Here is a 23,633-nt window from a genome sequence, read left to right as displayed (position 1 = left end):
GGACCAATGGCGGTCCGAATCGGAGCCCGGAGCACCACGGGCTGGAAGGCGACCGTCTCGGTCGCCATGTCGAACTACATCGAGTCCGGGTCGATCATCGCGATCGCCACGAGCCTCAGTCTGTGGCAGGCGCAGTTCCACGTCGGCGACCTCGAGGTCGGTCTGCTGGCGAGCCTGTCGGCGAACGCGTTCGGCGCGGCCGCCGGCGCCATCATCGGCGGACCGCTGTGCGACCGCTACGGCCGGAAGTTCATCTACACCTACGACCTGCTGCTGTACATGCTCGGCATCCTGCTCGCGGTCTTCGCCGGCAGCTACGGCATGCTGTTGGTCGGCTTCATCCTGACCGGCATCGCGGTCGGCGCCGGGGTGCCGGCGAGCTGGACCTACATCGCCGAGCAGGCCCCGGCGGACAAGCGTGCGGCCCACGTCGGCACCGCGCAGCTCGCCTGGTCGATCGGCCCGATGGTCGGCTTCGCGTTGGCCATCGCCGCCGCACCCCTCGGACTGCTCGGCAGCCGGCTGATCTTCGCGCACCTGTTCGTCGTCGCCGCTGTGGTCTGGTGGCTCCGCCGCGGGCTGCCGGAGTCGGCGATCTGGACGGACGAGCGCGCCGCGACCGGCACCGCGAACTTCTTCCACGGGATCACCCAGCTGTTCAGCCGGCGTCGGAACCTGACGGCGATGCTGTTCCTGTTCGGCGTCTACGCGCTCTGGAACACCGTCGCCGGGCAGGCCGGCATCTTCCAGCCGCGGGTGTACTCGGCCACCGGGGTCACGAGCGTGACCGAGCAGTACGGCCTGCAGATCCTGGTGTGGGGCTGCACCGTCGCCGCCACCTACTTCGGCTTCATGCGCTACGGCGACCGGGTCAGTCGACGGTTGCTGTTCGCCCTCGGCGCGGTGCTGGCGATCGTCGCCTGGGCCGTCCTGATCTACGCACCGGCGAACCTCGGGACGCTGCTGTTCTTCGCCGTGGCGTGGGGCATCTCGTCGGGCATCGGTGCCCAGGCGTTCTACGGCCTGTGGACGAGCGAGCTCTTCGCCACCCGCTACCGGGCCAGTGCGCAGGGCGTGCTCTTCCTCGCCGCGCGGGTCATGGTCGGTCTGCTCAGCATCTGGTTCCCGCTGCTGCTGTCCGACATCGGACTCCGTGCACTCGGTGGACTCATCCTGGGGCTCCTCGCGATGTCGTTCCTGGTCGGCACCATCTGGGCGCCGCGCACGCAGGGCAAGACGCTCGAGGCGATCGAGGCCGAGCGGTACGGCACCGTGACCACCGTCACCGGTACCGTGCGCACCGCCGACGAGCGCGCCGTGCAGGACGCCGAACAGCGTCGCCGCGCCGAGGCCGACCGGTGACCCGCGTCTGCTTCCGACTGCAGGTGCAGGCCGAGCACCTGGACGCCTACCGCGAGCGGCACGCCGCGGTCTGGCCGGCGATGCTCCGGGCGATCGCCACGGCGGGTCGGCGGAACTACTCCCTGTTCCTCGACGACGACGGCCTGCTGATCGGCTACTACGAGACCGACTCGGTGGCCGATGCCGACGCGTCGCTCGCGGCCTCCGAGGTCGCGAGCGCATGGGAGGCGCACATGCAGGACCTGTTCGACGGTGCCACGGGCAGGGCGGACCAGACTGCGCGGGTGCTGCCCGAGGTGTTCAACCTGGAGGACCAGCTGGCCGCCGCCGCCGAGTGAGGAGCGCTGGACACCTCGAACGGGGAGTCGTGCGCCGTCGGTCCGCGGCCCTACGGTGGCGGGATGCGATTCCTGCGTGGCCGAAACCCGTTCCAGTTCACCCTCGGTGCCCTCGCGATCCTGGGTGCGGTGATCCTCGTCGTGCGGTGGATCACGAGCTTCGTCGCGCCGCACACGTACAGCTACGCCTACATCGCGGGCGCCGGTGTCGCGATCGACCTGCCGTTCATCGTGGTGGTCGAGCTCGTCACGATCCTGTCGTTCGTCGGGTGGCTCGTCGTCGGCGCGCTGCACTGGGGACCGCGGCGCACCGACGGCTGAACACCACGGGTAGCGTCCGGTCCATGGCCGACGTGACCCACGCCGCGGACCTCGGGATCGACCTGTCCGACGGCAAGCCCCAACAGCTCTACCGGTGGTTCCTCGCGAGCATGCTCTTCGGCCGGCCCATCCGGCAGGAGCAGGCGGCGGCGACCTACCGCGTCCTCATCGACCACGGGTTCACCAGCCCGGGGAAGTTCGCGGGCGCCGGACGCGAGCAGCTGCGGAGGGTCCTGGACGAGGGCGGCTACGCGCGGTTCGACTACCAGATGACCGATGCCCTGCACGAGACGATGCACACGCTCGACGCCGACGAGGGCTCCGTGTCGCACCTGGTGAGGACCGCGGCGTCGCGGAAGGACCTGCGCGAGCGACTCGGCGCGCTCACGGGGATCGGTCCGAAGACGATCGAGATCTTCCTGCGGGACATCCCGGACGCGGTGCTGCCGGACTGACCGCCGGTGCGTGCCCGGGTGACTTCGTGAGCAGAAACGGTCGAGTCTGACGCCCCGACCCGACCGTTTCTGCTCACGAAGCGCCCACGACCCGCCACGAAGCGCCCCCGCCCAGCCCACCCATCGCCCCCGTGGCTACCGTGGACCGCATGCAGCCGCCCGCAGCAGGAACCCTCCGCGTCCTCCACCTCTCCGACACCCACCTGACCGGGGACGGCGCCCTGCACCAGGGGTCCGTCGACACCACCGCAGCGCTGGACGGCGTGCTCGCCCGCGTCGACGGAGTGCCCGGCATCGGCCTCGTCGTCATCTCGGGCGACGTCTCCGAGGACGGCAGCCCCGAGTCCTACGCCGCCGTCCTCGAGCGGGTCGGCGGATGGGCCGAGCGCCACGGAGCCGCCCTCGTCGCGGTCCCGGGCAACCACGACCTGCGCGAGGGCTTCCGCCAGGTGCTGTCCAACGGCCACGTCCTCGGCGAGGGCGGCCGCCCCGTCATGCACACGATGGAGTACCACCCGCCGACCGTCCCGGTGTGGGGGCAGTCGCTCGTGGCCGGCCGGAGGATCGTCACGGTCGACACGAGCGTGCCGGGTGCCGGCTACGGCGAGCTCAGTGACGCCAGCCTCGAACGGCTCCGCACCGCGCTCGCCGGGGACCACGCCCCGCACGGCACGGTCGTCGTCCTGCACCACCCGCCCCTGCCGGCCCCGACCGAGCTGCACGAGGCGCTCCGGCTGCAGAACCCCGAGGCGCTCGCCGACGTGATCCGGGGGTCCGACGTCCGCGTGGTCCTGGGCGGGCACTACCACCACCACTTCGCCGGCTCGCTGGCCGGCGTCCCGGTCCTCGTCGCCCCCGGGGTCGCGAACGACACGGACGTGACCGGCGCCTACGACGAGGAATCCGCGTACGCCGACAGCGGCGCCCTCGTCGTCGACGTCGCCGAGGACGGCTCCGTCTGGTCGACGCCGCTGCGCGTCCCGCGCCCCGACGCCGACCCGCTCGCGTTCCACCTCGACGCCGAGACCGTCGCGTCCGTCGTCGCGGCAGCCAGCAAGCACTGAGCAGCCAGCAAGCACTGAGCAGCCAGCAAGCACTGAGCAGCCGGCAAGCACTGAGCAGCCGGCGTGCAGTGAGCGCGCGACGCGTACCGAGCGCGCGAGGCGCACTGGACGTGCGCGACCGACGGACGGGAGGCCCGTGGCGACGCCGCCACGGGCCTCCCGTCCGCTCGTCGGTACCGCCCACGGCCGGTACCCCGCCTGCTCGGGCTGCACGCGGGGAAACCGAGTAGGCCGGAGGCACACGCCAGCGAAGGAGCACCCATGCGGAACGGCAAGGCAGTCCAGTACGACCGGTACGGCGACTTCAGCGTGGTCGAGCTCGTCCCGCAGGAGAAGCCGACGGCCGGCCCCGGCGAGATCGTCGTCGAGATCGTCGCCGCCGGGTTGAACCACATCGAGCGGTTCCTGCGCGAGGGGAAGCTCCGGGACCACATCGAGCTCGAGTTCCCGGCACGGCAGGGCGTCGACTTCGCCGGCATCGTCCGGGCGCGGGGCGACGGCGTGAAGGACCTGCGGGTCGGTGACGAGGTCATGGGGCACGCACCCCAGGGCGGCTCGCACGCGAACTGGATCGCGGTGCCGCGTGGTGCCGTCATCAAGAAGCCCGAGTACGTCGGGTGGGAGGTCGCCGGTGGCCTGTACCTGGCCGGGTGCACGGCGGTGTCGGTGGTGCGATCGCTCCGCCTCGGACCGGACGACACCGTCGTCATCACCGCTGCAGCGGGCGGTGTCGGCCACATCGAGAGCCAGCTGGCGCACGACGCCGGTGCGACCGTGATCACCCTCGGCAGTGCGCGTAACCACGACTACCTGCGGCAGATCGGCACGCTGCCGGTCGTGTACGGCGAGGGCGAGGAGGACCGCATCCGAGCGATCGCGGACGGCCGACCGATCACCGCCTTCATCGACAACCACGGCGAGAGCAACGCCGAGCTCCTGGCGGAACGCCTCGGGGTCGGGGCCGAGCGCTTCGTGTCGTCGGACGAACGCCGCGACATCGAGCTCCGGTTCCTGCGCGCCCCGGCAGAGGACGAGGAGACCCGGGAACTCCTGACCCTGCTGGCGAAGGCCCTGCAGGAACGTCGTTTCCAGGTGCTCATCTCGGGCTTCTACCCGTTCGAGTACATCGTCGAGGCGTACGAGGACCTCGCCGAGATGAAGTCACGCGGCAAGGTCGTCATCGGGATGCAGACGGTCGAGACCGGAGCCCGGCTCGACTGGTACCGCTCCGAGAAGGCCCGCGACCTGCGGGACCGGTACGCGGATGCGCGCGGCTCGGAGGCGGAGACGATGGCGGGCGGCTCAGCGACCCCGGCGAGCTGACGGCGGTCGGGTTCGGCGGTCGGGCCCGGCGGTCGGACCCGTCGGTCGGGCTCAGCTCAGGATGTCCTTCGAGGCGAACCGGCTGTACGCCAGCGCGCCGAACACGACGACGTAGCCGAGCTGCAGCAGCGCGTTCGACCCGAACGAGTCGAACGAGATCGGGTCGCGGAGCAGGTCGCCGAACCCCAGCCACTGGTGCGAGAACAGGTACGGGTGCAGCCAGTCGAGCTGGGGCAGCTGGTCGAGGACTTGGGAGGCCCCGGCCAGCACCACCGTCGCGGCCATGGCCCCGACCGGCACGTTCGTCAGTGTCGACGCGAACATGCCGATCGCCACGAGTCCGAGCATCGACATCGCCACGTACAGGGCGAGGAGCAGTGCCCGACCGGCGTACGACGCTCCGCCGACCTGGGTGCCGGACAGCAGGGTGACCGGACCGATCGGGAACAGCACGGCACCGATCGCCGCACCGACGAGCACCACGAGCAGCGTCGCTGCCAAGCAGAACGCGACCGCGCCGGCGAACTTGACCAGGATGAACCGCACCCGGCCGGTCGGGGCGACGAGCAGGTAGCGGATGGTGCCGTGGCTGGCCTCGCCCGCGACGGTGTCGCCCGCGACCACGCCGACCGTGAGCGGCAGGAACAGCGGGATCGACACCGTCAACGCGGTGAACGCCACGAACAGGCCGTTGTTGGTGATGTCGCCGAGGAACGCCGGGCCGCCGTCGTCACCGTCGGTCGTCAGCTTCACGGCGACCGCGATCAGGATGGGGACGAGCGCGAGCGCCCCGAGCATCGCCCAGGTCCGGCGGCGGCGGAACACCAGCGCGAGTTCGGAGCCGAGCAGGGCGAAGGGACGCTGGCGGCGCGGTGTCTCGGCATCGGCCTCGGCGTCGGGCAGTGCACGGGCAGTGTCAGGCAGCGACATCGAAGCCCTCTCCGGTGAGCGCGACGAACAGGTCCTCGAGCGTGCCGCCGCCGACCGTCAGCCCACGGACGCGGACGTCGGCGCGGACGAGTTCGGCGGTGATGGTCTCGGGCAGCAGCTCGTGCGGCAGGTCGGCGACCAGGACGTCCGCGCCGCCGTCGTGGCGGGGGACGAGGCCGAGCCGGCTCAGCACGCTGCCGGCCTGCCCGACGTCGGGCGTGCGGACGGTCACGGTGCGCGCCCCGGCCGAACGGAGTTCGTCGAGTTCGCCCTGTGCCACGAGCTTGCCGGTGCGCATCACCGCGGCGTGGGTGCAGACCTGCTCGATCTCGGCGAGCAGGTGACTCGACACGAACACCGTCGTGCCGTCGTCCGCCAGGGACCGGATGAGGTTGCGGACCTCGCGCGTGCCCTGCGGGTCGAGGCCGTTCGTGGGTTCGTCGAGCACCAGCAGGTCGCGCGGGGACAGCAGGGCGTTGGCCAGGCCGAGCCGTTGCTTCATGCCGAGCGAGTACGCGTGCGCCTTCTTGTCGGCCGCGTGCGTCAGGCCGACCCGGTCGAGGGCACTGGCCACGCGGGCCGTGCGGGTGCGAGGATCCGACGTGGGGTCCGCCGCGTCGAAGCGCTGCAGGTTCGCGCGCCCGGACAGGTACGGGTAGAACGCCGGCCCCTCGACCAGGGCACCGACGCGCGGCAGCACCTGGTGGAGCGCCTTCGGCATCGACTGGCCGAGTACCTCGATCGTGCCGCCGGTCGCGCTCGACAGCCCGAGGAGCATCCGGATCGTGGTCGTCTTGCCGGAGCCGTTCGGCCCGAGGAACCCGAACACCGCACCGCGCGGCACCGACAGGTCGATGCCGTCGACGGCGCGTTGCTTGCGGAAGACCTTCTGGAGGCCCGTGGTGCGGATCGCGAGGTCGGTGCCCGTGGTCGGACGGGTCGCGTCCACGGCGGCCGGTTCCGTCGTGTGCGCGGGTTCCGGTGTGCTCACTTCGCGGCGGCGACCAGCGACGACACCGGCACGGCGCCGGCGAGGACCCGGCCGTCGTCGGTCAGGTAGACCGACACGAGCGAGGTCTGGACGGCACGGCCGCCGTCGACGGCCTTCGTGAGCTGGCCGAGCAGGCCCGACGCCTCGTCACCGAGGGACGACTGGTCCACCGTGCCGGCGGGGAGCTCGGCGATCGTGCCCCAGCCCTCGCCCGTGAAGGTCGGCTCGTCACCGTCGTGCGCACCGCGGGTGTGGTCGCCCTTCGCGTGCGTACCGTGCTCGGCGTCGGACAGGTCCTTCTCGGTGACCTTCGCGTTCGACGGGGGCGTGAAGTCGAAGAGCCGCGCGGCCGGGGCGCCGTAGTCGAGGCTCGTGAACCCGACCTGCACCGCGGGGTCGTCCTGCCCGGCGGCCTGGATCGTCGCGCGCAGCGGGAGTCCGGTCTGCTGGTCGACCGCCAGTCGGACGGTGCCGACCAGGGTGTCGGAGGACTTCGGCGTCAGCGTGATCTGCCAGGCGTCGTGACCCGCGACGCTGACCTCGGTCGGCTTCGAGACCGTGGTGCTCGGGGTGATGGCGTCGATCGCCTGCTCAGCGATCTCGGTCGGCGTGGCGGTGCCGTCCTGCGGGTCCTTCGCCGAGTCGGAGGGGAGGGTCACGTGGGTGGCCGTGCGCTCCTTCGAGTCCCAGGTCCAGACCTCGGACCCGTTGCGGACCACGTCCTGCTCGGCGAGCTGCTGTGTCAGCTGGACACGCTGCTTGTCGGGGCCGTCGACGTACACGCGGGCGGTGTGCGATGCGGTGAGCAGCCCGAGCACGTCCGAGGCGTCGCCCTCGAGCGAGGAGCCGCCGGAACCGGTCGGCAGTTCGGGGAGTCCGAGGTCGCTCGACTGCGAGAGCTTGCCGGAGTACTGCGCGTCCGAGGACTTCGCGATGCTGGCGATGACGTCGGCCGCGGTCGGGTTCGTCCCCGCGATCGGGTCGTTCGCCGCGTTCGCGATCATCGGGGCGGCGACGGCGCCGGCGACGACCACCGGCGCGATGACTGCTGGCAGCCAGGCTGACTTCTTCATCGGGTTCCCCTCGTGGAGCATCGGAGTCGTGAGTACGGTACGTCCGGCCCCCGACAGGACGCTGGGCGTCTCGACCGGGGAGAACATGTTGTCCACACTCGTTCGTCGGACCCCACCGCGTCGTCGACCTCGGGTATGATCGAACCCATCACGATCAGCCCGTCGCCATTCGGCCCGGGCTGATTTTCTTTTCACCTGGGGGTGTGGTGGTCGAGTACTCGAAGCCCTGGCTCACGTTGGATCAGCAGGTCGAGCAGCTTCGCAGCCGAGGGCTCGTCGTCGAGTCCCACCGGGCGGCCTCCGACCTGCTCGACCGAGTCGGTTACTACCGCCTGACGGGCTACCTCCACCCGCTCCGACAGCCGGACGCCGTTGATGGTGGATACGAGGTCGCGGGGCACATCACGCTGCGTGAGACGTACCGAACCGGAGCGTCGATCGAGCACGCCCGTTCCCTGATGGACTACGACCGCGCGCTGCGGCTCCTCGTGCTCGACGGAGTCGAGCGGATCGAGGTCGCAGTACGCACCAAGATCGCCCACGTGCTCGGCCGGAACGGACCGTTCGCGCATCGGGATCCGGCCTCGTTCACTCCGTCGTTCCTCCAGGCGGGCGAAGCAGGAACGAGCGGTCACGAACGTTGGATCGAGCGCGTGCGAGCCCGGCAGGACCGATCAGACGAGGTCTTCGTCGCGCACTTCCGGACCAGGTACGACGGACAGCTGCCGGTCTGGGCGCTGACCGAGATCCTGGAGTTCGGACAGGTCGCCCGACTGTACGGCGGTCTCTCGAACGTGCTCGGGACGGAGATCGCGATGGCGCTCGGAGCGCCGTCGAAGCGTGTCCTCGGCAGCTGGCTCGCCTCGATCAACTACGTCCGGAACGTCGCGGCACATCACGCCAGGCTGTTCAACCGCAAGCTCGTGGTTGCTCCGAAACGCCCCGCGAACGTTCCCGAGTTCGACCACCTTCGACGAACCGAACACGCGAAGGTGGTGTTCGGGGTCTACGGAGTGTTGGTGGTCATGGCCTTCCTGCTGCGCCGGATCGATGCTGACTGCGCGTGGCGCGAGCGTGCCACCGCCCTGCTCCACGACTTCCCCGACGTTCCGGGTATGAGCACTGCGGATCTCGGCGCGCCGGAGAGCTGGGGTCTGGAGTCGATCTGGCGGCCCGCGGAAGGTTCGTAGACTCGGGAGGCGACCGACGGCGGTCGTGTGGCGGCGAAGGAGGCGGCATGCGGGCGGTGCTCGGTCTGGACATCGGGACGTCGAGCACGAAGGCGCTGCTGGCACGGTTCGACGGCACCGTGATCGCCGAGGTGAGCCGCCGACACGACGTCGACCGTCCGGCCCAGGGACTGGTCGAGATGGATGCGGCCGTGTGGTGGGACGAGTTCACGACCTTGACGCACGAGCTCCTCGCGCTCGTCCCCGATGCCGACGTGCAGGCGGTGGGGGTGAGCGGCATCGGCCCGTGCGTCCTGCTGACCGACGACGCGGGTGATCCGCTGCGCCCGGCGGTCCTGTACGGCGTCGACACCCGGACGGCCGACCTGCTCGACGAGGTCACGGCCGAGCTCGGGGGTGAGGACACGATCCGCGCCCGGTGTGGCTCCGGGCTGAGCACCCAGGCCGCCGGGGCGAAGCTCGCCTGGATCGCCCGGCACGAGCCCGACGTCTGGGCGCGTGCGGCCCGGTTCACGATGCCGGCGTCACGCGTGGTCGAGCTGCTGACGGGAGAGTACGTCCTCGACCACCACTCGGCCAGCCAGACCACGCCGCTCTACGACGTCCACGAGAACACCTGGATCGCCGAGTGGTGCGAGCAGCTCGCGCCCGGCCTGCCCCTGCCGCGGCTGCTGTGGTCCGGCGACCAGGCGGGCGTGGTGACGCGCGAGGCGGCCGCGGCCACGGGCCTCCCGGTCGGCATCCCCGTGACGGCCGGGACCATCGACGCGTGGGCGGAGGGCGTGAGTGTCGGGGAGTCCGTGCCGGGCCGGATGTTCCTGCAGTACGGCACCACGATGTTCATGATCGCGCCGACGGCCGAGCCGACGCCGGTGCCGGGCATGTGGACGACGGTCGGGACGCACCCGGGGCAACCGAGCGTGTCGGGTGGGATGGCGACCTCCGGGGCGATCACCGACTGGCTGCGTCGGCTGGTCGACGGCGAGTGGCCGACGATGCTCGAAGAGGCTCGGTGCGCCGGGATCGGCGCGAACGGGCTGCTGATGCTGCCGTACTTCGCGGGGGAGCGGACGCCCATCGCCGATCCGGACGCGCGCGGGGTGATCGCCGGGCTGACGGTGCGGCACACGCGTGGGGACATCTACCGGGCGACGCTCGAGGCGACGGCCTACGCGGTGCGGCACAACATCGAGGTGCTGCGTGCGGCCGGGGTCGAGGTCCGCGAGCTCGTCGGGGCCGGCGGCGGCTTGCTCGGACGGCTCTGGCCGACGATCGTGTCGGACGTCACCGGGCTGCGGCAGACAGTGCCGAGCGTGACGATCGGGGCGTGTTACGGCTCGGCGTTCCTGGCGGCGCAGCTCGTGGCCGAAGCGGGCGACCCCGTCGACATCACCGCGTGGAACCCGCCGGCCACCGTCATCGAGCCCGACCCCGTCGCGACGGCGGCCTACGAGCCCGGGTACCGCGACTACCGCGAGCTCTACGAGGCGACGAAGGCCGTCGTGCACCGCTTGGCCGCGCGCAGCTGACCGTTCGACCCCGCGCAACGGACACAGCACCGCGCAGGTGCACGGTGCTGTGTCCGGAACCTGGTTCCGCGGGAGTGCGCTCGCGCCTACGCCGGGGCGTCGACGCCGGCCGGGGCGCTGCCGTCGTACTCGCAGATGGCCTGGACCTTCGAGGCGCTCGCGCTCGTTCGGTCGAACTCGTAGCCGAGCCACTCCTTCGCCATCCGGCGGGCGACCTCGATGCCGACGACGCGCTGACCCATGCAGAGGACCTGGGCGTCGTTCGACAGGACCGAACGCTCGACGCTGAACGAGTCGTGCGCCGTGACGGCCCGGATGCCGGGGACCTTGTTCGCCGCGATCGCGACACCGAGTCCGGTGCCGCAGATCAGGATCGCGCGGTCGGCCTCACCGTTCGCCACGAGTCGCGCTGCGTCGACGGCCACGTGCGGGTACGCGGTGTGCCCGTCCGCGTCCACGCCGACGTCGACGACCGACGCGACCCGCGGGTCGGCCTGCAGGTCCTGCTTGATGATCTCCTTGTAGTCGAACCCGGCATCGTCCGAGCCGATCACGAGACGGTACGTCATGCGTGTGTTCCTTCCAGTTCGTTCGCACGGGCAGCGAGGACCTCGCCGACCCGCGTGAGGATCATCCCCATCGAGGTGGCACCCGCGTCGGGTGTCCCCAGGCTCTTCTCCGCCAGCGGTCGGGCGCGCCCGACCTTCGGCGTGAGGTCGGCTGTCTTGTCGGCCTCGTCACGAGCGACTTCCGCTGCAGCCTGCCACGCGTCGGTGAGCGAGGAGCCAGCCGACACCGAGGTCCGCAGTGCATCCACGAACGGCAGCAGTGCGTCGAGCAGCGTCTTGTCCCCGCGGGACGCTCCGCCCAGGTGGACGATCGAGTCGGCGAAGGCCTGCGCGGCCTCGACGACGTCGGACGCCTCGTACGCGGAACGGTCGTCGCGCAGCGACCGTCCGAAGGCCTCGAGTGCCGCACCCCACAGGACGCCGGAGGTGCCGCCCGCGAACTCGGCCCACGCGTCACCGGCGCGTCCGAGGACGAAGGCGACCCCTGCCTCCTGGCCGGCCCGGTCGACCGCCTTCCGGGCCGCGCCGATCCCCTTGACCATGCCGCGTCCGTGGTCGCCGTCGCCGGCGACCGCGTCGATGCGGCCGAGTTCCTCCTCGTGCTCCCGCAGGAGCGCGTCGATCGCCTCGATCGCGTCGCGTGCCGTCTGCGCGGCCTGCCGGGAGGCCCCACTCGCGTCCGGCACGACCGTCGCCTCGTCCTCGGCGTCGTCCACGGCGTCGGCCGGCAGCAACGCTGCGATCGGCGCCGCCGCCTTGCGGTACGCGGGCGTGTAGGTGTCGGCGCGCCACAGGGGGTCGAGCTCGTCGTCGAGCCACTGCAGGGTCAGCGAGCAGCCGCCCATGTCGAGGCTCGTGACGAGTTCGCCGACCTCGGGTTCGACGATCTCGAGGCCGGCGTCCCGCAGCAGCGGGAGCACGCGTCCCCAGAGCAGGAACAGTTCCTCGTACTTCGTGTCGCCGAGGCCGTTGAGGATCGGGGCGACCCGGGTGCCCGCGCTCGCCGGTCGGTCGGCGAGCAGCCGTTCGACGAGCAGCGCCGCGAGTTCGGTGGCGCGGAGCAGTGGGACGTCCTCGATGCCGGGTTCACCGTGGATGCCGAGCCCGAGTCCGAGGTGGCCGTCGGGCACGGTGAAGAGCGGCTCGGTCGCGCCGGGCATGGTGCACCCGGAGAACGCGACACCGATCGTGCGAGTGGCGGCGTTGCTGGCGTTGCCGAGGCGCTCGACCTCGTCGAGGTCCGCGCCCGCGGCGGCTGCGGCACCCATCGCCTTGAAGACCGAGAAGTCCCCGGCGATGCCACGGCGCTTCGACTCCTCGTCGGCGCTCGCGATGTCGTCCGTGACCATGACGATCCGGGTGTCGATGCCCTCGGCACGCAGCCGTTCGGCGGCGAGCCCGAAGTTCATCGTGTCACCGGCGTAGTTGCCGAACGACAGCACGACGCCCTTCCCCTGGTCGGCCGCCTTGGCGACCGAGTACACCTGCGCGGTGGACGGCGAGGTGAAGACGTTGCCGACGACGGCGCCGGTGGCGAACCCCGGGCCGACGATCCCGCAGAACGCGGGGTAGTGGCCGGAGCCGCCGCCGACGACCACCGCGACCTGGGGGTCTGCGCCCTCGGTGGGCAGGGTGACGACGCCGCCGTGGACGCCGCGGACGCGATCGGCGTAGAGCGCGAGCCAGCCGGCGAGCTGGTCCTCGGCGAACTCGTCGGGGGCGTCGTGGATCGTGGTCATGCTGGAGTCCTTCAGTGGGAGGTACGGGTGCCCTGCGGCACCTTGAGGAAGTGGATCATCACGAACGCGCAGGCGTACAGACCGACGAAGGTCCAGGTCGCAGCCTGACCGCCACCGCCGAGCGCGAAGACCGCGGCGACCACACCGGTGCCGAGGAACGCCGCACCACCGGCCGCCGTCGTGTACATCGCCATCGCGGCGCCCTTGTGCTCGGGGGCGAGCGCCGGCATGATCGCGCCCATCGGCACGAAGCCGGCGAGCAGGCAACCGAACACGCAACCGGCGACGACGGAGAGCACGTAGCCCCAGTCCGACCCGGCGGGGACGAGCTGCGGGACGTACCACCAGGCGATGAGGCCGAGGGCGGACCCGACGATGCCGAACCACTTGACGGTGCGCTGCCAGCCGATCTTGTCGCCGACCCAGCCGAACAGGGCGTTCACCAGGATGTTCGTCGCGTAGACGCACACGGTCATGAGCAGCCAGCGGCTCTGGCCCCACCCGCGCTCGTTCGCGATCACGGCGGGCAGGACGACGAACATGCCGAACTCGGGCGCGGTGTTGATCAGGCGGACCAGGAAGCCCATCAGGATCTTCGGCCGGGTGACGGTCAGGCGGATGCCGCTCGTCAGCACCTGCCAGGCGCTCTCACCCGCCGGGGCGATGCGGGAGAACCCGTTCGGCAGCCGGACGCCGAACAGCATGATGAGGAAGCCGATCACGACCAGGCCGATCGAGGCGACCATCGCGCCGGTCTCACCGATCGTGCCGCCGCCGAACACCGGGATGGCGCCGATCGCGAAGAGGGAACCGAGCGTCGGCAGACCACCCGTGAAGGCGACGTAGAACCAGCCGACCGCCGACCCGTTCCGCTCGACCGGGGTGGTGATGTTCACCCAGACCAGGAACGCGAAGGCGAAGAGCGGGTAGCCGAAGCCCCGGACGGCGTAGGCGACGGCCGCGAACGGCACGCTGCCGATGTTCAGCGCGAGCAGGAACAGCACCTCGAAGACGACCCAGACGGCGAACCCGAGGATCATCACCCGGCGCGGCCCGATCAGGTCGGAGAGGGCGCCGGAGACGTAGCTGCCGATCAGGGCGGCGAGGCTGTAGAAGGTCACGATGGTCGCGACGGTGGCCTCGGGGCTGCCGAGGACCGCGACCATGTGCGGGGTGATGAAGTTCGACTCGACACCGTTCCCGGTCATGAAGACCAGGACGGCGACGAACCCGAGGGCGAGCGGGCGGGGGATCCCCATCCGGTCGAGGCGGCCCTCGGCGCGAGGGGTCGTGGGCGCACCGGTGGCGCGCTGTGTCGTCGTTGACATGCTTGCTGACTCCAGGGGTCGGTGGGCTCAGGCCTGCAGGGACGGGAGGATCGAGACCTTGACGCTCGCGCCGGCGGAGTCGCCGACCAGGTCGAGGGCCTCTTGGAACCGCTCGAGCGGGAACTGGTGCGTGCAGATCTCCGACATCGGCAGGGTCTCGGCCTCGAGCAGCTTGATCGCCGCCGGCCAGGTGTGCGGGCCGAGGTGGGCACCCCGGACGTCGAGCTCCTTGTCGTCCGAGATGATCGACCAGTCGACGGAGACGGCGTCCTTGAACACCGAGTACTCGACGAAGGTGCCGAGCTTGCGCAGCAGGTTGAGGCCCTGGGGGACCGCGGACGGGTGGCCGGTCGCCTCGATGTAGACGTCGGCGCCGTACCCGTCGGTGAGCTCCTTGACCCGGGCGACCGCGTCGTCCTCGGCGATGTTGATCGTCAGGTCCGCGCCGACCTTGCGGGCCAGCTCGAGCTTCGCCTCGACCACGTCGAGCGCGATGATCCGGAGCGGGTTCTTCTGTCGAGCACCGGCGATGGCGGAGAGGCCGATCGGCCCGGCGCCGGCGATCACGACGGTGTCGCCGAACTTGATGTCTCCGCGCTCGACGGCGTGGAAGGCGCAGGACAGCGGCTCGGCGAACGCGGCGACCTGACCGGGCAGGGCGCTCGACACCGGGTGGGTCAGGGCCTTGGCGGGGACGAGCACGTACTCGGCCATCGCGCCGTCGTAGCCCTTGAACCCGAACATGTCGTGGACGTTGCACATCCAGTACGCGCCCTCGAGGCAGTAGCGGCACTCCCAGCACGGCACGATCTGCTCGCACGCGATGCGGTCGCCGAGCGAGACCTTCCGCTTCGCCAGGGTGTCGTCGTCGCCGGACACGATCGTGCCGACGAACTCGTGCCCGGGGATGCGGTCCGTCTCGGCCCAGGCGGCGCGGTTCTCGTCACCCCAGAACTTCGCGGCGCCGTGGTAGCACTTCAGGTCGCTCGCGCAGATGCCGACGGCGTCGGTGCGGAGGAGGAGCTCGCCGGGGCCGGGCGTCGGTACGGGGCGTTCCTCGAGCCGGTAGTCGCCCGGGCCGTGGACGACGACGGCTCGCATCGTCGTGGGGATGGTCGTGGTGGCGGTCGTGGCCGCGTTCTCGGTCGTCGTCGACATGCGCTGCTCCTTCGTTGGATGGCTTCGGCGACGACTGTACACCTCGCAGAACGTTTGTCCAGAACACAATTTCTGCTAGGTTCGACCCGACGCAAAGGAGCGAACATGACGACCAGCACCACCACCGACTTCGCCGCGGCCCTGCGCCCGGGCCCGGACACCGTCGACCTGACGAACGACTTCACCGGCCGCACCGCGGTGGTGACCGGCGGCGCGTCCGGCATCGGGAACGCCATCGCTCGGGCACTCGCCGGACGGGGTGCGCGGGTCGCGATCGTCGACGTCCGTGCCGACGGCGCCACGACGGCGGCGGCCGGCTTGCCGGGCGCGGGCCTCCATGCCGGGTTCGGCTGCGACGTGACGGACGAGACGTCCGTGGCGCGCACCGTCGCCGACGTCGTCGCGCACTTCGGTCGCGTCGACGTGCTCGTCAACTGCGCCGGGATCGCCGCCCTCGCTCCGGCGGACGAACTGTCCGCCGAGACCTGGTCGAGGACGATCGACGTCAACCTGACCGGCACCTTCCGCGTCGCCCAGGCCGTCGGCCGGCACATGCTCGCCGCCGGGTACGGGCGCGTGGTGAACATCGCCTCGCAAGCCGCGCACGTCGGCATCGACGGGCACGCCGCCTACTGCGCCTCGAAGGCGGGCGTCATCGGCCTCACCCGGGTCCTCGCGCTCGAGTGGGGCGGGCGCGGCGTCACCGTGAACACCGTGTCGCCCACGGTGGTCCTCACCGACCTCGGCCGTGCCGCGTGGGCGAACGAGAACGGCATCCGGCACCAGGACGAGATCCCCACCGGCCGCTTCGCCACCCCCGACGAGATCGCCGCCGCGGTGCTGTTCCTGGCGGGGGAGTCGAGCGCGATGGTGAACGGCGCCGACCTCCGGGTGGACGGCGGGTTCACGATCCGCTGACGGGTGCCAGGGATACGATCGGCGCATGTCCGCCGAGAACCCTGCCGCCGAGGGTGCCCGGACCCGGTTCCCGCTCGACACCGTGTACCAGGCGGCGCGGATGTACTACCTCGAGGACGCCACCCAGGTCGAGATCGCGTCGCGTCTCGGTGTCTCGCGTCCGACGGTGTCGCGGCTCGTGGCCGAGGCGCGCAAGGCCGGACTCGTCCGCATCGAGGTCGTCGACCCGTTCCAGGACGAGACCGTCGCGCTCGCCGAACGGCTGCAGGTCGTGCTCGGCATCCGAGCGGTGCACCTGGCCGCCGTCACGCACACCGCCACGCTCGGCGCCGACCTCGCCGCGCCCCTCGCCGCTGCGGTCGAGGGCATGGGACTCGTCCCGGGTGACGCCGTCCTGATGTCGTCGGGCCGCACGGTGTACGACGTCGCACACGCCGGCATGCCGAGCCTGCCCGGCGTGCAGCTCGTCCCGACGGTGGGCGGCCAGGCCGACCCGATGCCGTGGTTCCAGACGAACGAGATCACCCGGACCGCTGCGGAGCACTCCGGAGCGATCCCCGCCTTCCTGTTCGCGCAGGCGCTGCCGTCGCCCGCGATGCGCTCCTCCCTCGACGAGGACCCGGCCTTCCAGCACGTCGTCGGGCTCTGGGGTCGGGCGAAGGGTGCGATCCTCGGCATCGGGGCCCCGACCCCGACGCGCGACGCCCTGGCGCGGGGCGTCCCCGTCGAGGACGCCGCGTTCGACCACGCTGCTGGTGACGTCTGCCTCAACTTCTACGCCGCGGACGGTTCGCCCATCGAGTTCCCCGGCAGTGACCGGATGGTCCGGACCTCACGCGAGGTCCTGTCCGGTGTGCCGCACGCCGTGGGCGTGGCCGTCGGCGCCGCCAAGGTCGGCAGCATCGTCGGTGCGGTGCGCGGAGGGCTCGTCAACGAGCTGGTGTCGGACGCCGCGACGGCCCGCGCCCTGCTCGACGCGCTCGCCTGAGCGGTCTGCCGCGACCACAGGGCGGACGGGAGGCGCGGGGCGGGGCCGCACCGTGCCTCCCGTCCGCCCGTCGCCGCGTCTAGTGCGTGCGCCGCACGTCCCAGAGGTGGTGGACGGGGTCGTGCGCGTAGTACGTCGCGAGGCTCGCGACGGTGAAGGCACTGCCGTCCGACCGCAGCCCCGTGCGCTCGAGCTGGTCGTCACGGACCTCGTCGAACGCCCGCGCTGCCCGGTGTGCGGCCTCGCCGAGCTCCCGGACGACGACGGCCGGGTCCTGCTCGCCGTACTGGTCCTGGACCGCGGTGGCGTCCTGGTCCCAGTTCGGGAACGTCGGGGCGTCCTCGGCGAGCATCAGGGCGAGCCGCTCGGTCATCTTCCGGTGTACGTCGCGCACGTGGGCGCCGTACTCGAGTGCCGACCAGGTGTGGTCGTCGGGACGCTCGCGCACGTCGGCCCGGCCGAGTTCGGTCGGCCACGCGGTCGTGTTCGCGTCGATGATCCCCGGCACGTCGCGGATCGACACCGTGGTGCCGTCGTAGCCGCACTCGGGGCAGGTGCCCTCGATGACCCAGGTCCAGCTCTTCGTCTCGGGTTCGATCGCCATGCGCCGATGTTATGTCCTCGTTACTCAGCGTCGCCGATCCGCAGACGCATGCGGATCGGGCACTCCCCCCGTTCGGGTGACACGCCGCTGCCTGAGAATCACCGGCCAATGACATTTCGGTTGCTCGGTAACGTCGCTCGCTGTTCCCGAGCCGGTCTCCACCGGCCCGAGCCGGTCCCTGCCGGCTCGTCACGATCCTCGAGGAGAGACATGGGCTCCGATCCCAGCCGTACCCCGACCCGGCCGCACCGACGTCTGCGTGAGAGCGACGTCACCGTGGTCGACAAGAGCATGATGCGCCGCGCGGTGAGCGGCATGGTCGTCGGCAACACGATGGAGTGGTACGACGTCGGTGTCTACGGCTACCTGGCGGTCACGATGGGGAAGGTCTTCCTGCCGACCGCCGAGCCCGCCGTGCAGATCCTGTTCAGCCTCGGTGTCTTCGCTGCGACGTACATCGCCCGTCCGCTCGGCGGCATCGTCTTCGGCCGTCTCGGTGACCGCATCGGCCGCCAGAAGGTGCTCGCGACGACGCTCATCATGATGGCAGCGTCGACGTTCCTCATCGGAGCGCTGCCCGCCTACGCGACGATCGGGGTGTTCGCACCGATCGTGCTGGTCGTGCTGAAGCTGGCGCAGGGGTTCTCCACCGGCGGTGAGTACGCCGGCGCGACGACTTTCGTGACCGAGTACGCCCCGGACCGTCGCCGCGGGTTCTTCGCGAGCATCCTGGACTTCGGCAGCTACCTGGGCTTCGCGCTCGGTGCGACCGTGGTCTCGGTGCTGCAGATCACCCTCGGCGAGGACGCGATGGTCGCCTACGGCTGGCGCTTCCCGTTCCTGGCAGCCGGTGTGATCGGCGTCGTCGCGATCTGGTTCCGTCTGCGCATCGAGGAGTCGCCGGTGTTCCAGGCGACCCAGGCCGCGCAGGAGGCCGCGTCCGAGACCCGTGCGTCCTTCGACGGGGAGCGTCCCGCGAACGTGCTCGTGATGGTCCGGGACCACTGGCGGCCGATCGTCATCGCGATCATGCTCGTCGCGGCGTCGAACACCGTCGGGTACGCCCTGACCTCGTACATGCCGACCTACCTGACCGACTCGCTCGGGTACTCCCCGCTCGACGGCACACTGCTGACGATCCCGGTGCTCCTGCTGCTGGCGGTCATGCTCCCGCTCACCGGCAAGCTGTCCGACAAGCTCGGTCGACGCGTCGTGATGTGGATCGGTGCCGCGACGACCGTGGTGCTCGTGGTGCCGGCGTTCATGCTGATCGGGCACGGTGCGCAGTGGTCCACGCTGGCCGGACTCGGGCTGCTCGCACTGATGACCGCACTGTGGGTGTCGAACCAGGCTGCGTCGCTGCCGGCGCTGTTCCCGACCTCGACGCGGTACGGCGGCATGGGCTTCGCCTACAACATCGCCATCGCGGTCTTCGGTGGGACCACACCCCTGATCGTGCAGGCGCTGCTGACCGTGACCGGGGACGAGCTCGCTCCCGCGTACTTCCTGATGGCGATGAGCGTCGTCGGTGCGATCGGCGTCTTCTGCATGAAGGAGTCCTCGCGGCGTCCGCTGCCGGGTTCGATGCCGGCGGTGGAGACCGAGGCCGAAGCGAAGGAACTCGTGCTCACGCAGGACACGAACCCGAACCTGGACCTGGGGGACCTGCCGTTCGCCGCGCAGGACGCTGCCGCCCGGGCCGCGGGCGAGGCCGCCGACGCCGAGGCCGTGCCGGCGCGCTGACCCTGGGGCGCTTGCGGGTCGCTCGACTCGGAACGACGATGTCGATGTCGTACGACATCGGCCTCGTCGTTCGTTGCACGCGCGGGCTGTTGCACGGGAGTGGGAACGACATCGTGGTCGTCGCACGACGTCGAGGATGTCGTTCGGAGTCGGAGTCGGAGCAGTCGTGCTCCCGCCTCACTCGTGCCGGTGCTCCGACGCCGGGTCCACCGCCGGCCACAGGGGGAACGGGTCCGCCCACCCGCGCCACAGGTCCGGCCCGGCCAGCAGCTCCGGCGGCGTGAGCAGTGCCCCGTCGAGGGCCCGTTCGATCGCCCGCACGTCGAGCCGCTCGCCGACGAACCACAGCGCCTGCCCGATCGGGGCGTCGGCGTCCCACGACGGATTCGCGGTGGGGTCGAGCGCCAGCATCGCCCCGAAGCTCGACCACGAGCCGACGTGGTCCGGGCGTGATGCCAGCCGGAAGAACCCCTTCGAGCGGAGCACTCGGCCCGAGGCCCCGGCGGCCAGGTCCCGCTCGATGACGGCTGCCAGTCGCCCGGGGTGGAACGGCAGCGGCTCCCGGTAGCGCATCGCGACCAGGTCGTCGCGGGCGTCCCGGCCGGTGTCGGCGCCGCTCGACAGGGCGCGCATCCACCCGGCACCCGAGGCCAGGACCCGAGCGGCCCCGCCGTTCGACGCGGGCAGGTCGCGCGCGGTCCTGAGTGCGGGCAGCGCCACGATCACGGCCTGCGGCGCGAGCCGGTGCAGCAGTGCGACCAGTGCGCGACGGCGGCGCAGGGACAGCGGAGCGAGACGGTCGAGCGCGATCACGGTCGCGTACTCGACGAGTGATGCGACCCGGTCGGCGGCCACGAACGCGTCGTCGACGTCGGACCACAGCAGGTGGGCGACGTCGTCGGCGCGCAGCACCCCGACCACGTGTCGGAGCACCCGGTCGTCGCCGGTCTCGCTCCGGGCGGCGTTCGCGAGCATCATGCCCACGGCGCGGGCGTCGGAGCCGGGTCGCAGGGTGACGACGAGGCCGTGGTCGGCGTCGGGGCCGCAGGCGCGGTCGAGGTGGTCGGCCCGCTCGGCGACCGCGCGGGCCGCGGCGAACGCACTCCCGTCGACGTGCATCCGGTGCCCGGTGGTGATCCGGGCGGCGACGCGGTCGGCGTCGGCCTCGTGGAGGGCGGTGACGAGGGTGATGGCAGCAGCACGCATGTCGGGTACCCTACCTGAAAACCGTTCTCAACAAGAGAACGCCGACGGAGGAGAACCATGAAGGTCCGCAACTCGCTCAAGGCACTCAAGAAGATCCCCGGCTCGCAGGTCGTCCGTCGCCGCGGCCGGGTCTACGTCATCAACAAGCAGAACCCCCGCTGGAACACCCGCCAGGGCTGACGTCGGCGGTGGTCCGTAGGGTGGATCCATGCGACTGCTGCTCATCCGCCACGGCCAGACCCCCGCGAACGTGAACGGTGTCCTCGACGCCGTGGTGCCCGGACCCGGACTGACCGAGCTCGGCCAGCAGCAGGCGGACGCCCTGCCGGCAGCCCTCGCCGACCGGGGCATCGAGCGGCTCTTCGCCTCGACCATGATCCGGACGCAGGTCACCGCGGCACCCCTGGCGGCGTCGCTCGGGCTCGAGCCCGTCGTGCTGCCCGGTCTGCGTGAGATCGAGGCCGGGGACACCCAGGGCAAGAGCGACAAGGTGTCCGTGCAGCTGTACATCTCGACGGTGCACGGCTGGTCCGGCGGGGACCGCACGACCCGGATGCCGGGGGCGGAGAGCGGGCTCGAGTTCTTCGAGCGGTACGACGACGCCGTGCGGCAGATCGAGGCCACAGGCGTCGGCGTGGCGGCGGCGGTGAGTCACGGTGCGGCGATCCGTACCTGGGCGAGCGCGGCCGCCGACAACACCCCTGACCACTTCGGCACCAAGCGCCACCTGGAGAACACCGGCATCGTCGAGCTCGAGGGGTCCTTCGCCGACGGCTGGCACCTGGTCGACTGGGAGGGCGAGCCGATCGGTGGTGACCAGCTCATCGACCGCACCGCGCTGGACCCGACCGGCGAGCGCTACTGACGCGCGATCGCGACCGGGCGAACGGAACGAGACCAGACGAACGACGGGAGGTGGGCCCCACCCGCCGGTACCGGCGCACCGCGCCAGCGGGGTGACGGCCGAGACGGGAGGGACGGTACCAGCTGGTACCGGGCCTCCCGTCCGGATGCGGTCGCGTCGACTACGCGAGCTGCGACGCCGACGCCTGTGCCGTTGCGGACGTCAGCGGCACGATCACGCGGTGCGCCTCGCGCAGCACGTCGAGCGTGCGCTGGACCTCGTCCGCGCGCTCCTCGGGCGTCCAGTCGAGCGCCCCGGCGAGCACGTCGGCCAGCTCGTCGAGCAGGTCGATCGTGACACCGCCGACGAACGCGAGGTTCGTGCGGCGCAGCACCACGTCGACCAGGTGGACGGCCTGCTCGTGCTCGGCGAAGTACGCGACCTCGGCGCGGGTGAGCGACGGGTCGGACTCGAGCGCCTCGACGGGGCCGTCGGTCAGGACGTCCACGACCTCGGCGGCACGGGTGCCGTAGCGCTCCAGCAGGCCTTCGACCAGGGACTCGTCCAGACCGTCACGGTGCGAGGTGATCCACAGGGCGCGCTGCGCGTCGGTGGTCGGGAACTCCTTGCCACCGCCGATCGCCATGCCGGTCGTGTCGACCTTGCGGGTCATCCCGAGCTTCGTGGTGGCCTCGGTCGACAGGTGTGCGGCGAGGGCGCGGAACGTCGTCCACTTGCCGCCGACGAGCGACAGCACGGTCGAGTCCGGCAGTCCGGCGATCTGGGTGTCCACGATCCGGTAGTCACGCGACACGAAGCCGGGGGCGGTGTCCTCGTGGCGGGGGAGCGGGCGGATGCCGGAGTAGCTGTAGACGATGTGGTCGCGGGTGACGTCGATCTGCGGGAACACGTGCTTCACGAGCCCGAAGAAGTAGTCGATCTCCTCGTCGGTCGTCGTGACCGGCTTCGAGGGGTCGGCGTCGATGTCGGTCGTGCCGATGAGGACCCGGCCCTTGAGCGGGTAGATGAGGACGATGCGTCCGTCGTCGTTCTCGAAGAACAGTTCGCGGCCCTTGGTGGCCTCGAGCAGCTCGTCGTTCTGGACGACGATGTGGGAGCCCTTGGTGCCGCCCATGAACTTCGTCTCGCCGCCGAACGCCTCGTTCGTCAGGTCGGTCCAGGGGCCGGACGCGTTGATGACGACCTCGGCGGAGAACACGAACTCCTCGCCGGTCTCGCGGTCGCGCAACAGCACGCCACCGTCGCGGGTGCCGGCTGCCTCGACGTAGTTCGTCGCGCGGGCGGTCGCGGCGGAACCGGTCCCGGTGCCCGCGGCGATGCCGTCCTTGAGGACGTCGAGGGCCAGGCGCTCGGGCTCGTGCACGCTCGCGTCGTAGTAGGTGCCCGTGTACTTCAGGTCCTTGTTGAGGGCGGGCATGTCCTCGAGCGCGGCCTTCTTGGTGCGGAAGACGTGCTTCGGGACGGAGCCGCCGTCGCGCGAGAAGGAGTCGTAGATCGTCATGCCGATCTTGATGAGCATCGCGCCGCGCTCCTTGGTGGAGCGCTGCTTGTGCGTCAGCATGCGCAGCGGGGCGTTCATGATGCCGGAGAACGTCGAGAAGATCGGCATCGTCGTCTGCAGCGGCTTGACGTAGTGCGGGGCGATGCGGATGAGGCCGTTGCGCTCCTGGACGCTCTCGCGCACCAGGCGGAACTCGCCGTTCTCGAGGTAGCGGATGCCGCCGTGGATCATGTGGCTCGACGCAGCGGACGCACCGGAGGCGTAGTCGCCGCGCTCGACCAGGGCGACGTCGACGCCCTGCAGCGCGAGGTCGCGGAACGTGGCGATGCCGTTGATGCCGCCGCCGACGACGAGGACCTGCGCGTTCGGGCGCTCGGTGAGGGCGGTCACCGTGTTCCGGGGCTGTGTCTTCTTCGACATGGTTCGTCGCTTCCTTCG

At 71.1% G+C, this 23,633-nt stretch carries 23 protein-coding genes; 13 read left to right on the top strand and 10 right to left on the bottom strand.

Annotated elements, in window-relative coordinates; genetic code table 11:
* The first annotated feature begins 6 nt into the window (after positions 1 to 6).
* From ITJ60_RS02050 to ITJ60_RS02025, 6 genes are all read left to right on the top strand, one after another.
* Positions 7 to 1,362 (top strand): MFS transporter, encoded by a 1,356-nt coding sequence (locus ITJ60_RS02050; RefSeq protein WP_228509684.1) that lies wholly within the window; start codon positions 7 to 9, stop codon positions 1,360 to 1,362.
* On the top strand, positions 1,359 to 1,700 hold the full coding sequence (locus ITJ60_RS02045) for an L-rhamnose mutarotase (RefSeq protein WP_131921832.1): 342 nt from the start codon (positions 1,359 to 1,361) through the stop codon (positions 1,698 to 1,700). Before ITJ60_RS02050 ends, ITJ60_RS02045 begins: the two co-directional genes overlap by 4 nt.
* 63 nt (positions 1,701 to 1,763) lie before the next feature.
* The gene (locus tag ITJ60_RS02040; RefSeq protein WP_194646599.1) at positions 1,764 to 2,021 is read left to right on the top strand and encodes a hypothetical protein; all 258 of its coding nucleotides are present in this window, start codon (positions 1,764 to 1,766) and stop codon (positions 2,019 to 2,021) included.
* Positions 2,022 to 2,044: 23 nt separating this feature from the next.
* Positions 2,045 to 2,476: a DNA methylase gene (locus ITJ60_RS02035; RefSeq protein WP_194646598.1), complete on the top strand. Its 432-nt coding sequence runs from the start codon at positions 2,045 to 2,047 to the stop codon at positions 2,474 to 2,476.
* Positions 2,477 to 2,625: 149 nt separating this feature from the next.
* The gene (locus tag ITJ60_RS02030; RefSeq protein ID WP_194646596.1) at positions 2,626 to 3,540 is read left to right on the top strand and encodes a metallophosphoesterase; all 915 of its coding nucleotides are present in this window, start codon (positions 2,626 to 2,628) and stop codon (positions 3,538 to 3,540) included.
* Between the two features lie 261 nt (positions 3,541 to 3,801).
* Positions 3,802 to 4,863: an NADP-dependent oxidoreductase gene (locus ITJ60_RS02025; RefSeq protein ID WP_123338741.1), complete on the top strand. Its 1,062-nt coding sequence runs from the start codon at positions 3,802 to 3,804 to the stop codon at positions 4,861 to 4,863.
* Between the two features lie 51 nt (positions 4,864 to 4,914).
* On the opposite strand, the gene ITJ60_RS02020 is transcribed toward ITJ60_RS02025, so the two are convergent.
* Genes ITJ60_RS02020 through ITJ60_RS02010 form a run of 3 tightly spaced genes read right to left on the bottom strand, consistent with a single transcriptional unit; the run spans position 4,915 to position 7,857 of the window.
* Entirely contained in the window at positions 4,915 to 5,793 is an 879-nt protein-coding gene (locus tag ITJ60_RS02020) for an ABC transporter permease (RefSeq protein WP_194646594.1), read from the bottom strand.
* The gene (locus ITJ60_RS02015; RefSeq protein ID WP_194646592.1) at positions 5,780 to 6,742 is read right to left on the bottom strand and encodes an ABC transporter ATP-binding protein; all 963 of its coding nucleotides are present in this window, start codon (positions 6,740 to 6,742) and stop codon (positions 5,780 to 5,782) included. Before ITJ60_RS02015 ends, ITJ60_RS02020 begins: the two co-directional genes overlap by 14 nt.
* A 38-nt stretch (positions 6,743 to 6,780) precedes the next feature.
* Positions 6,781 to 7,857, bottom strand: a complete 1,077-nt coding sequence (locus ITJ60_RS02010) for a LolA family protein (protein ID WP_194646590.1) — start codon at positions 7,855 to 7,857, stop codon at positions 6,781 to 6,783.
* 203 nt (positions 7,858 to 8,060) lie between these two features.
* Here ITJ60_RS02010 and ITJ60_RS02005 point away from each other — a divergent pair, with 203 nt between their 5' ends.
* Both ITJ60_RS02005 and ITJ60_RS02000 read left to right on the top strand, forming a co-directional pair.
* The gene (locus ITJ60_RS02005) at positions 8,061 to 9,047 is read left to right on the top strand and encodes an Abi family protein (RefSeq protein ID WP_323749078.1); all 987 of its coding nucleotides are present in this window, start codon (positions 8,061 to 8,063) and stop codon (positions 9,045 to 9,047) included.
* A 47-nt stretch (positions 9,048 to 9,094) separates the two neighbouring features.
* The gene (locus ITJ60_RS02000; protein WP_194646588.1) at positions 9,095 to 10,576 is read left to right on the top strand and encodes an FGGY-family carbohydrate kinase; all 1,482 of its coding nucleotides are present in this window, start codon (positions 9,095 to 9,097) and stop codon (positions 10,574 to 10,576) included.
* 86 nt (positions 10,577 to 10,662) lie between these two features.
* Here ITJ60_RS02000 and ITJ60_RS01995 read toward each other — a convergent pair whose 3' ends face one another.
* From ITJ60_RS01995 to ITJ60_RS01980, 4 genes are read right to left on the bottom strand one after another with little or no spacing between them, the layout of a single operon-like run.
* Positions 10,663 to 11,145 carry a ribose-5-phosphate isomerase gene (locus tag ITJ60_RS01995; RefSeq protein ID WP_194646586.1) on the bottom strand — a complete coding sequence of 161 codons (483 nt, stop codon included), beginning with the start codon at positions 11,143 to 11,145 and terminating at the stop codon, positions 10,663 to 10,665.
* Entirely contained in the window at positions 11,142 to 12,884 is a 1,743-nt protein-coding gene (locus tag ITJ60_RS01990) for a dihydroxyacetone kinase family protein (protein WP_194646585.1), read from the bottom strand. Before ITJ60_RS01990 ends, ITJ60_RS01995 begins: the two co-directional genes overlap by 4 nt.
* A gap of 11 nt (positions 12,885 to 12,895) precedes the next feature.
* Positions 12,896 to 14,212, bottom strand: coding sequence for an MFS transporter (locus ITJ60_RS01985; RefSeq protein WP_207895492.1), 1,317 nt, complete (start codon positions 14,210 to 14,212; stop codon positions 12,896 to 12,898).
* Positions 14,213 to 14,239: 27 nt separating this feature from the next.
* Positions 14,240 to 15,370: a zinc-binding dehydrogenase gene (locus tag ITJ60_RS01980; RefSeq protein ID WP_123672438.1), complete on the bottom strand. Its 1,131-nt coding sequence runs from the start codon at positions 15,368 to 15,370 to the stop codon at positions 14,240 to 14,242.
* Between the two features lie 105 nt (positions 15,371 to 15,475).
* Here ITJ60_RS01980 and ITJ60_RS01975 point away from each other — a divergent pair, with 105 nt between their 5' ends.
* A complete protein-coding gene (locus tag ITJ60_RS01975) occupies positions 15,476 to 16,288 on the top strand; it encodes a GolD/DthD family dehydrogenase (RefSeq protein ID WP_228509683.1) in 813 nt (270 codons plus the stop codon).
* A 25-nt stretch (positions 16,289 to 16,313) separates the two neighbouring features.
* A complete protein-coding gene (locus tag ITJ60_RS01970; protein WP_194646582.1) occupies positions 16,314 to 17,276 on the top strand; it encodes a sugar-binding transcriptional regulator in 963 nt (320 codons plus the stop codon).
* Between the two features lie 79 nt (positions 17,277 to 17,355).
* Here ITJ60_RS01970 and ITJ60_RS01965 read toward each other — a convergent pair whose 3' ends face one another.
* On the bottom strand, positions 17,356 to 17,880 hold the full coding sequence (locus tag ITJ60_RS01965) for a DinB family protein (RefSeq protein ID WP_194646580.1): 525 nt from the start codon (positions 17,878 to 17,880) through the stop codon (positions 17,356 to 17,358).
* Positions 17,881 to 18,090: 210 nt separating this feature from the next.
* Between ITJ60_RS01965 and ITJ60_RS01960 the strand changes: the two genes are divergently transcribed.
* Positions 18,091 to 19,623, top strand: coding sequence for an MFS transporter (locus ITJ60_RS01960; RefSeq protein ID WP_194646578.1), 1,533 nt, complete (start codon positions 18,091 to 18,093; stop codon positions 19,621 to 19,623).
* Between the two features lie 177 nt (positions 19,624 to 19,800).
* On the opposite strand, the gene ITJ60_RS01955 is transcribed toward ITJ60_RS01960, so the two are convergent.
* Positions 19,801 to 20,829: a GTP-binding protein gene (locus ITJ60_RS01955; protein WP_194646576.1), complete on the bottom strand. Its 1,029-nt coding sequence runs from the start codon at positions 20,827 to 20,829 to the stop codon at positions 19,801 to 19,803.
* A 57-nt stretch (positions 20,830 to 20,886) separates the two neighbouring features.
* On the opposite strand from ITJ60_RS01955, the gene ykgO reads away from it, so the two are divergent.
* On the top strand, positions 20,887 to 21,009 hold the full coding sequence (gene ykgO / locus ITJ60_RS01950; RefSeq protein ID WP_022905672.1) for a type B 50S ribosomal protein L36: 123 nt from the start codon (positions 20,887 to 20,889) through the stop codon (positions 21,007 to 21,009).
* A gap of 28 nt (positions 21,010 to 21,037) precedes the next feature.
* Entirely contained in the window at positions 21,038 to 21,694 is a 657-nt protein-coding gene (locus ITJ60_RS01945) for a histidine phosphatase family protein (RefSeq protein WP_194646574.1), read from the top strand.
* A 160-nt stretch (positions 21,695 to 21,854) separates the two neighbouring features.
* Here the strand turns inward: ITJ60_RS01945 and ITJ60_RS01940 are convergent, their stop codons facing one another.
* Positions 21,855 to 23,615, bottom strand: coding sequence for a glycerol-3-phosphate dehydrogenase/oxidase (locus ITJ60_RS01940; protein WP_194646572.1), 1,761 nt, complete (start codon positions 23,613 to 23,615; stop codon positions 21,855 to 21,857).
* Positions 23,616 to 23,633 lie beyond the last annotated feature (18 nt).

Source organism: Curtobacterium sp. VKM Ac-2884, assembly GCF_015350945.1.
Classification (GTDB): Bacteria; Actinomycetota; Actinomycetes; order Actinomycetales; family Microbacteriaceae; genus Curtobacterium.
The sequence above is the reverse complement of the archived record's forward strand: the minus strand, read 5'-3'. Positions and strand labels throughout refer to the sequence as shown.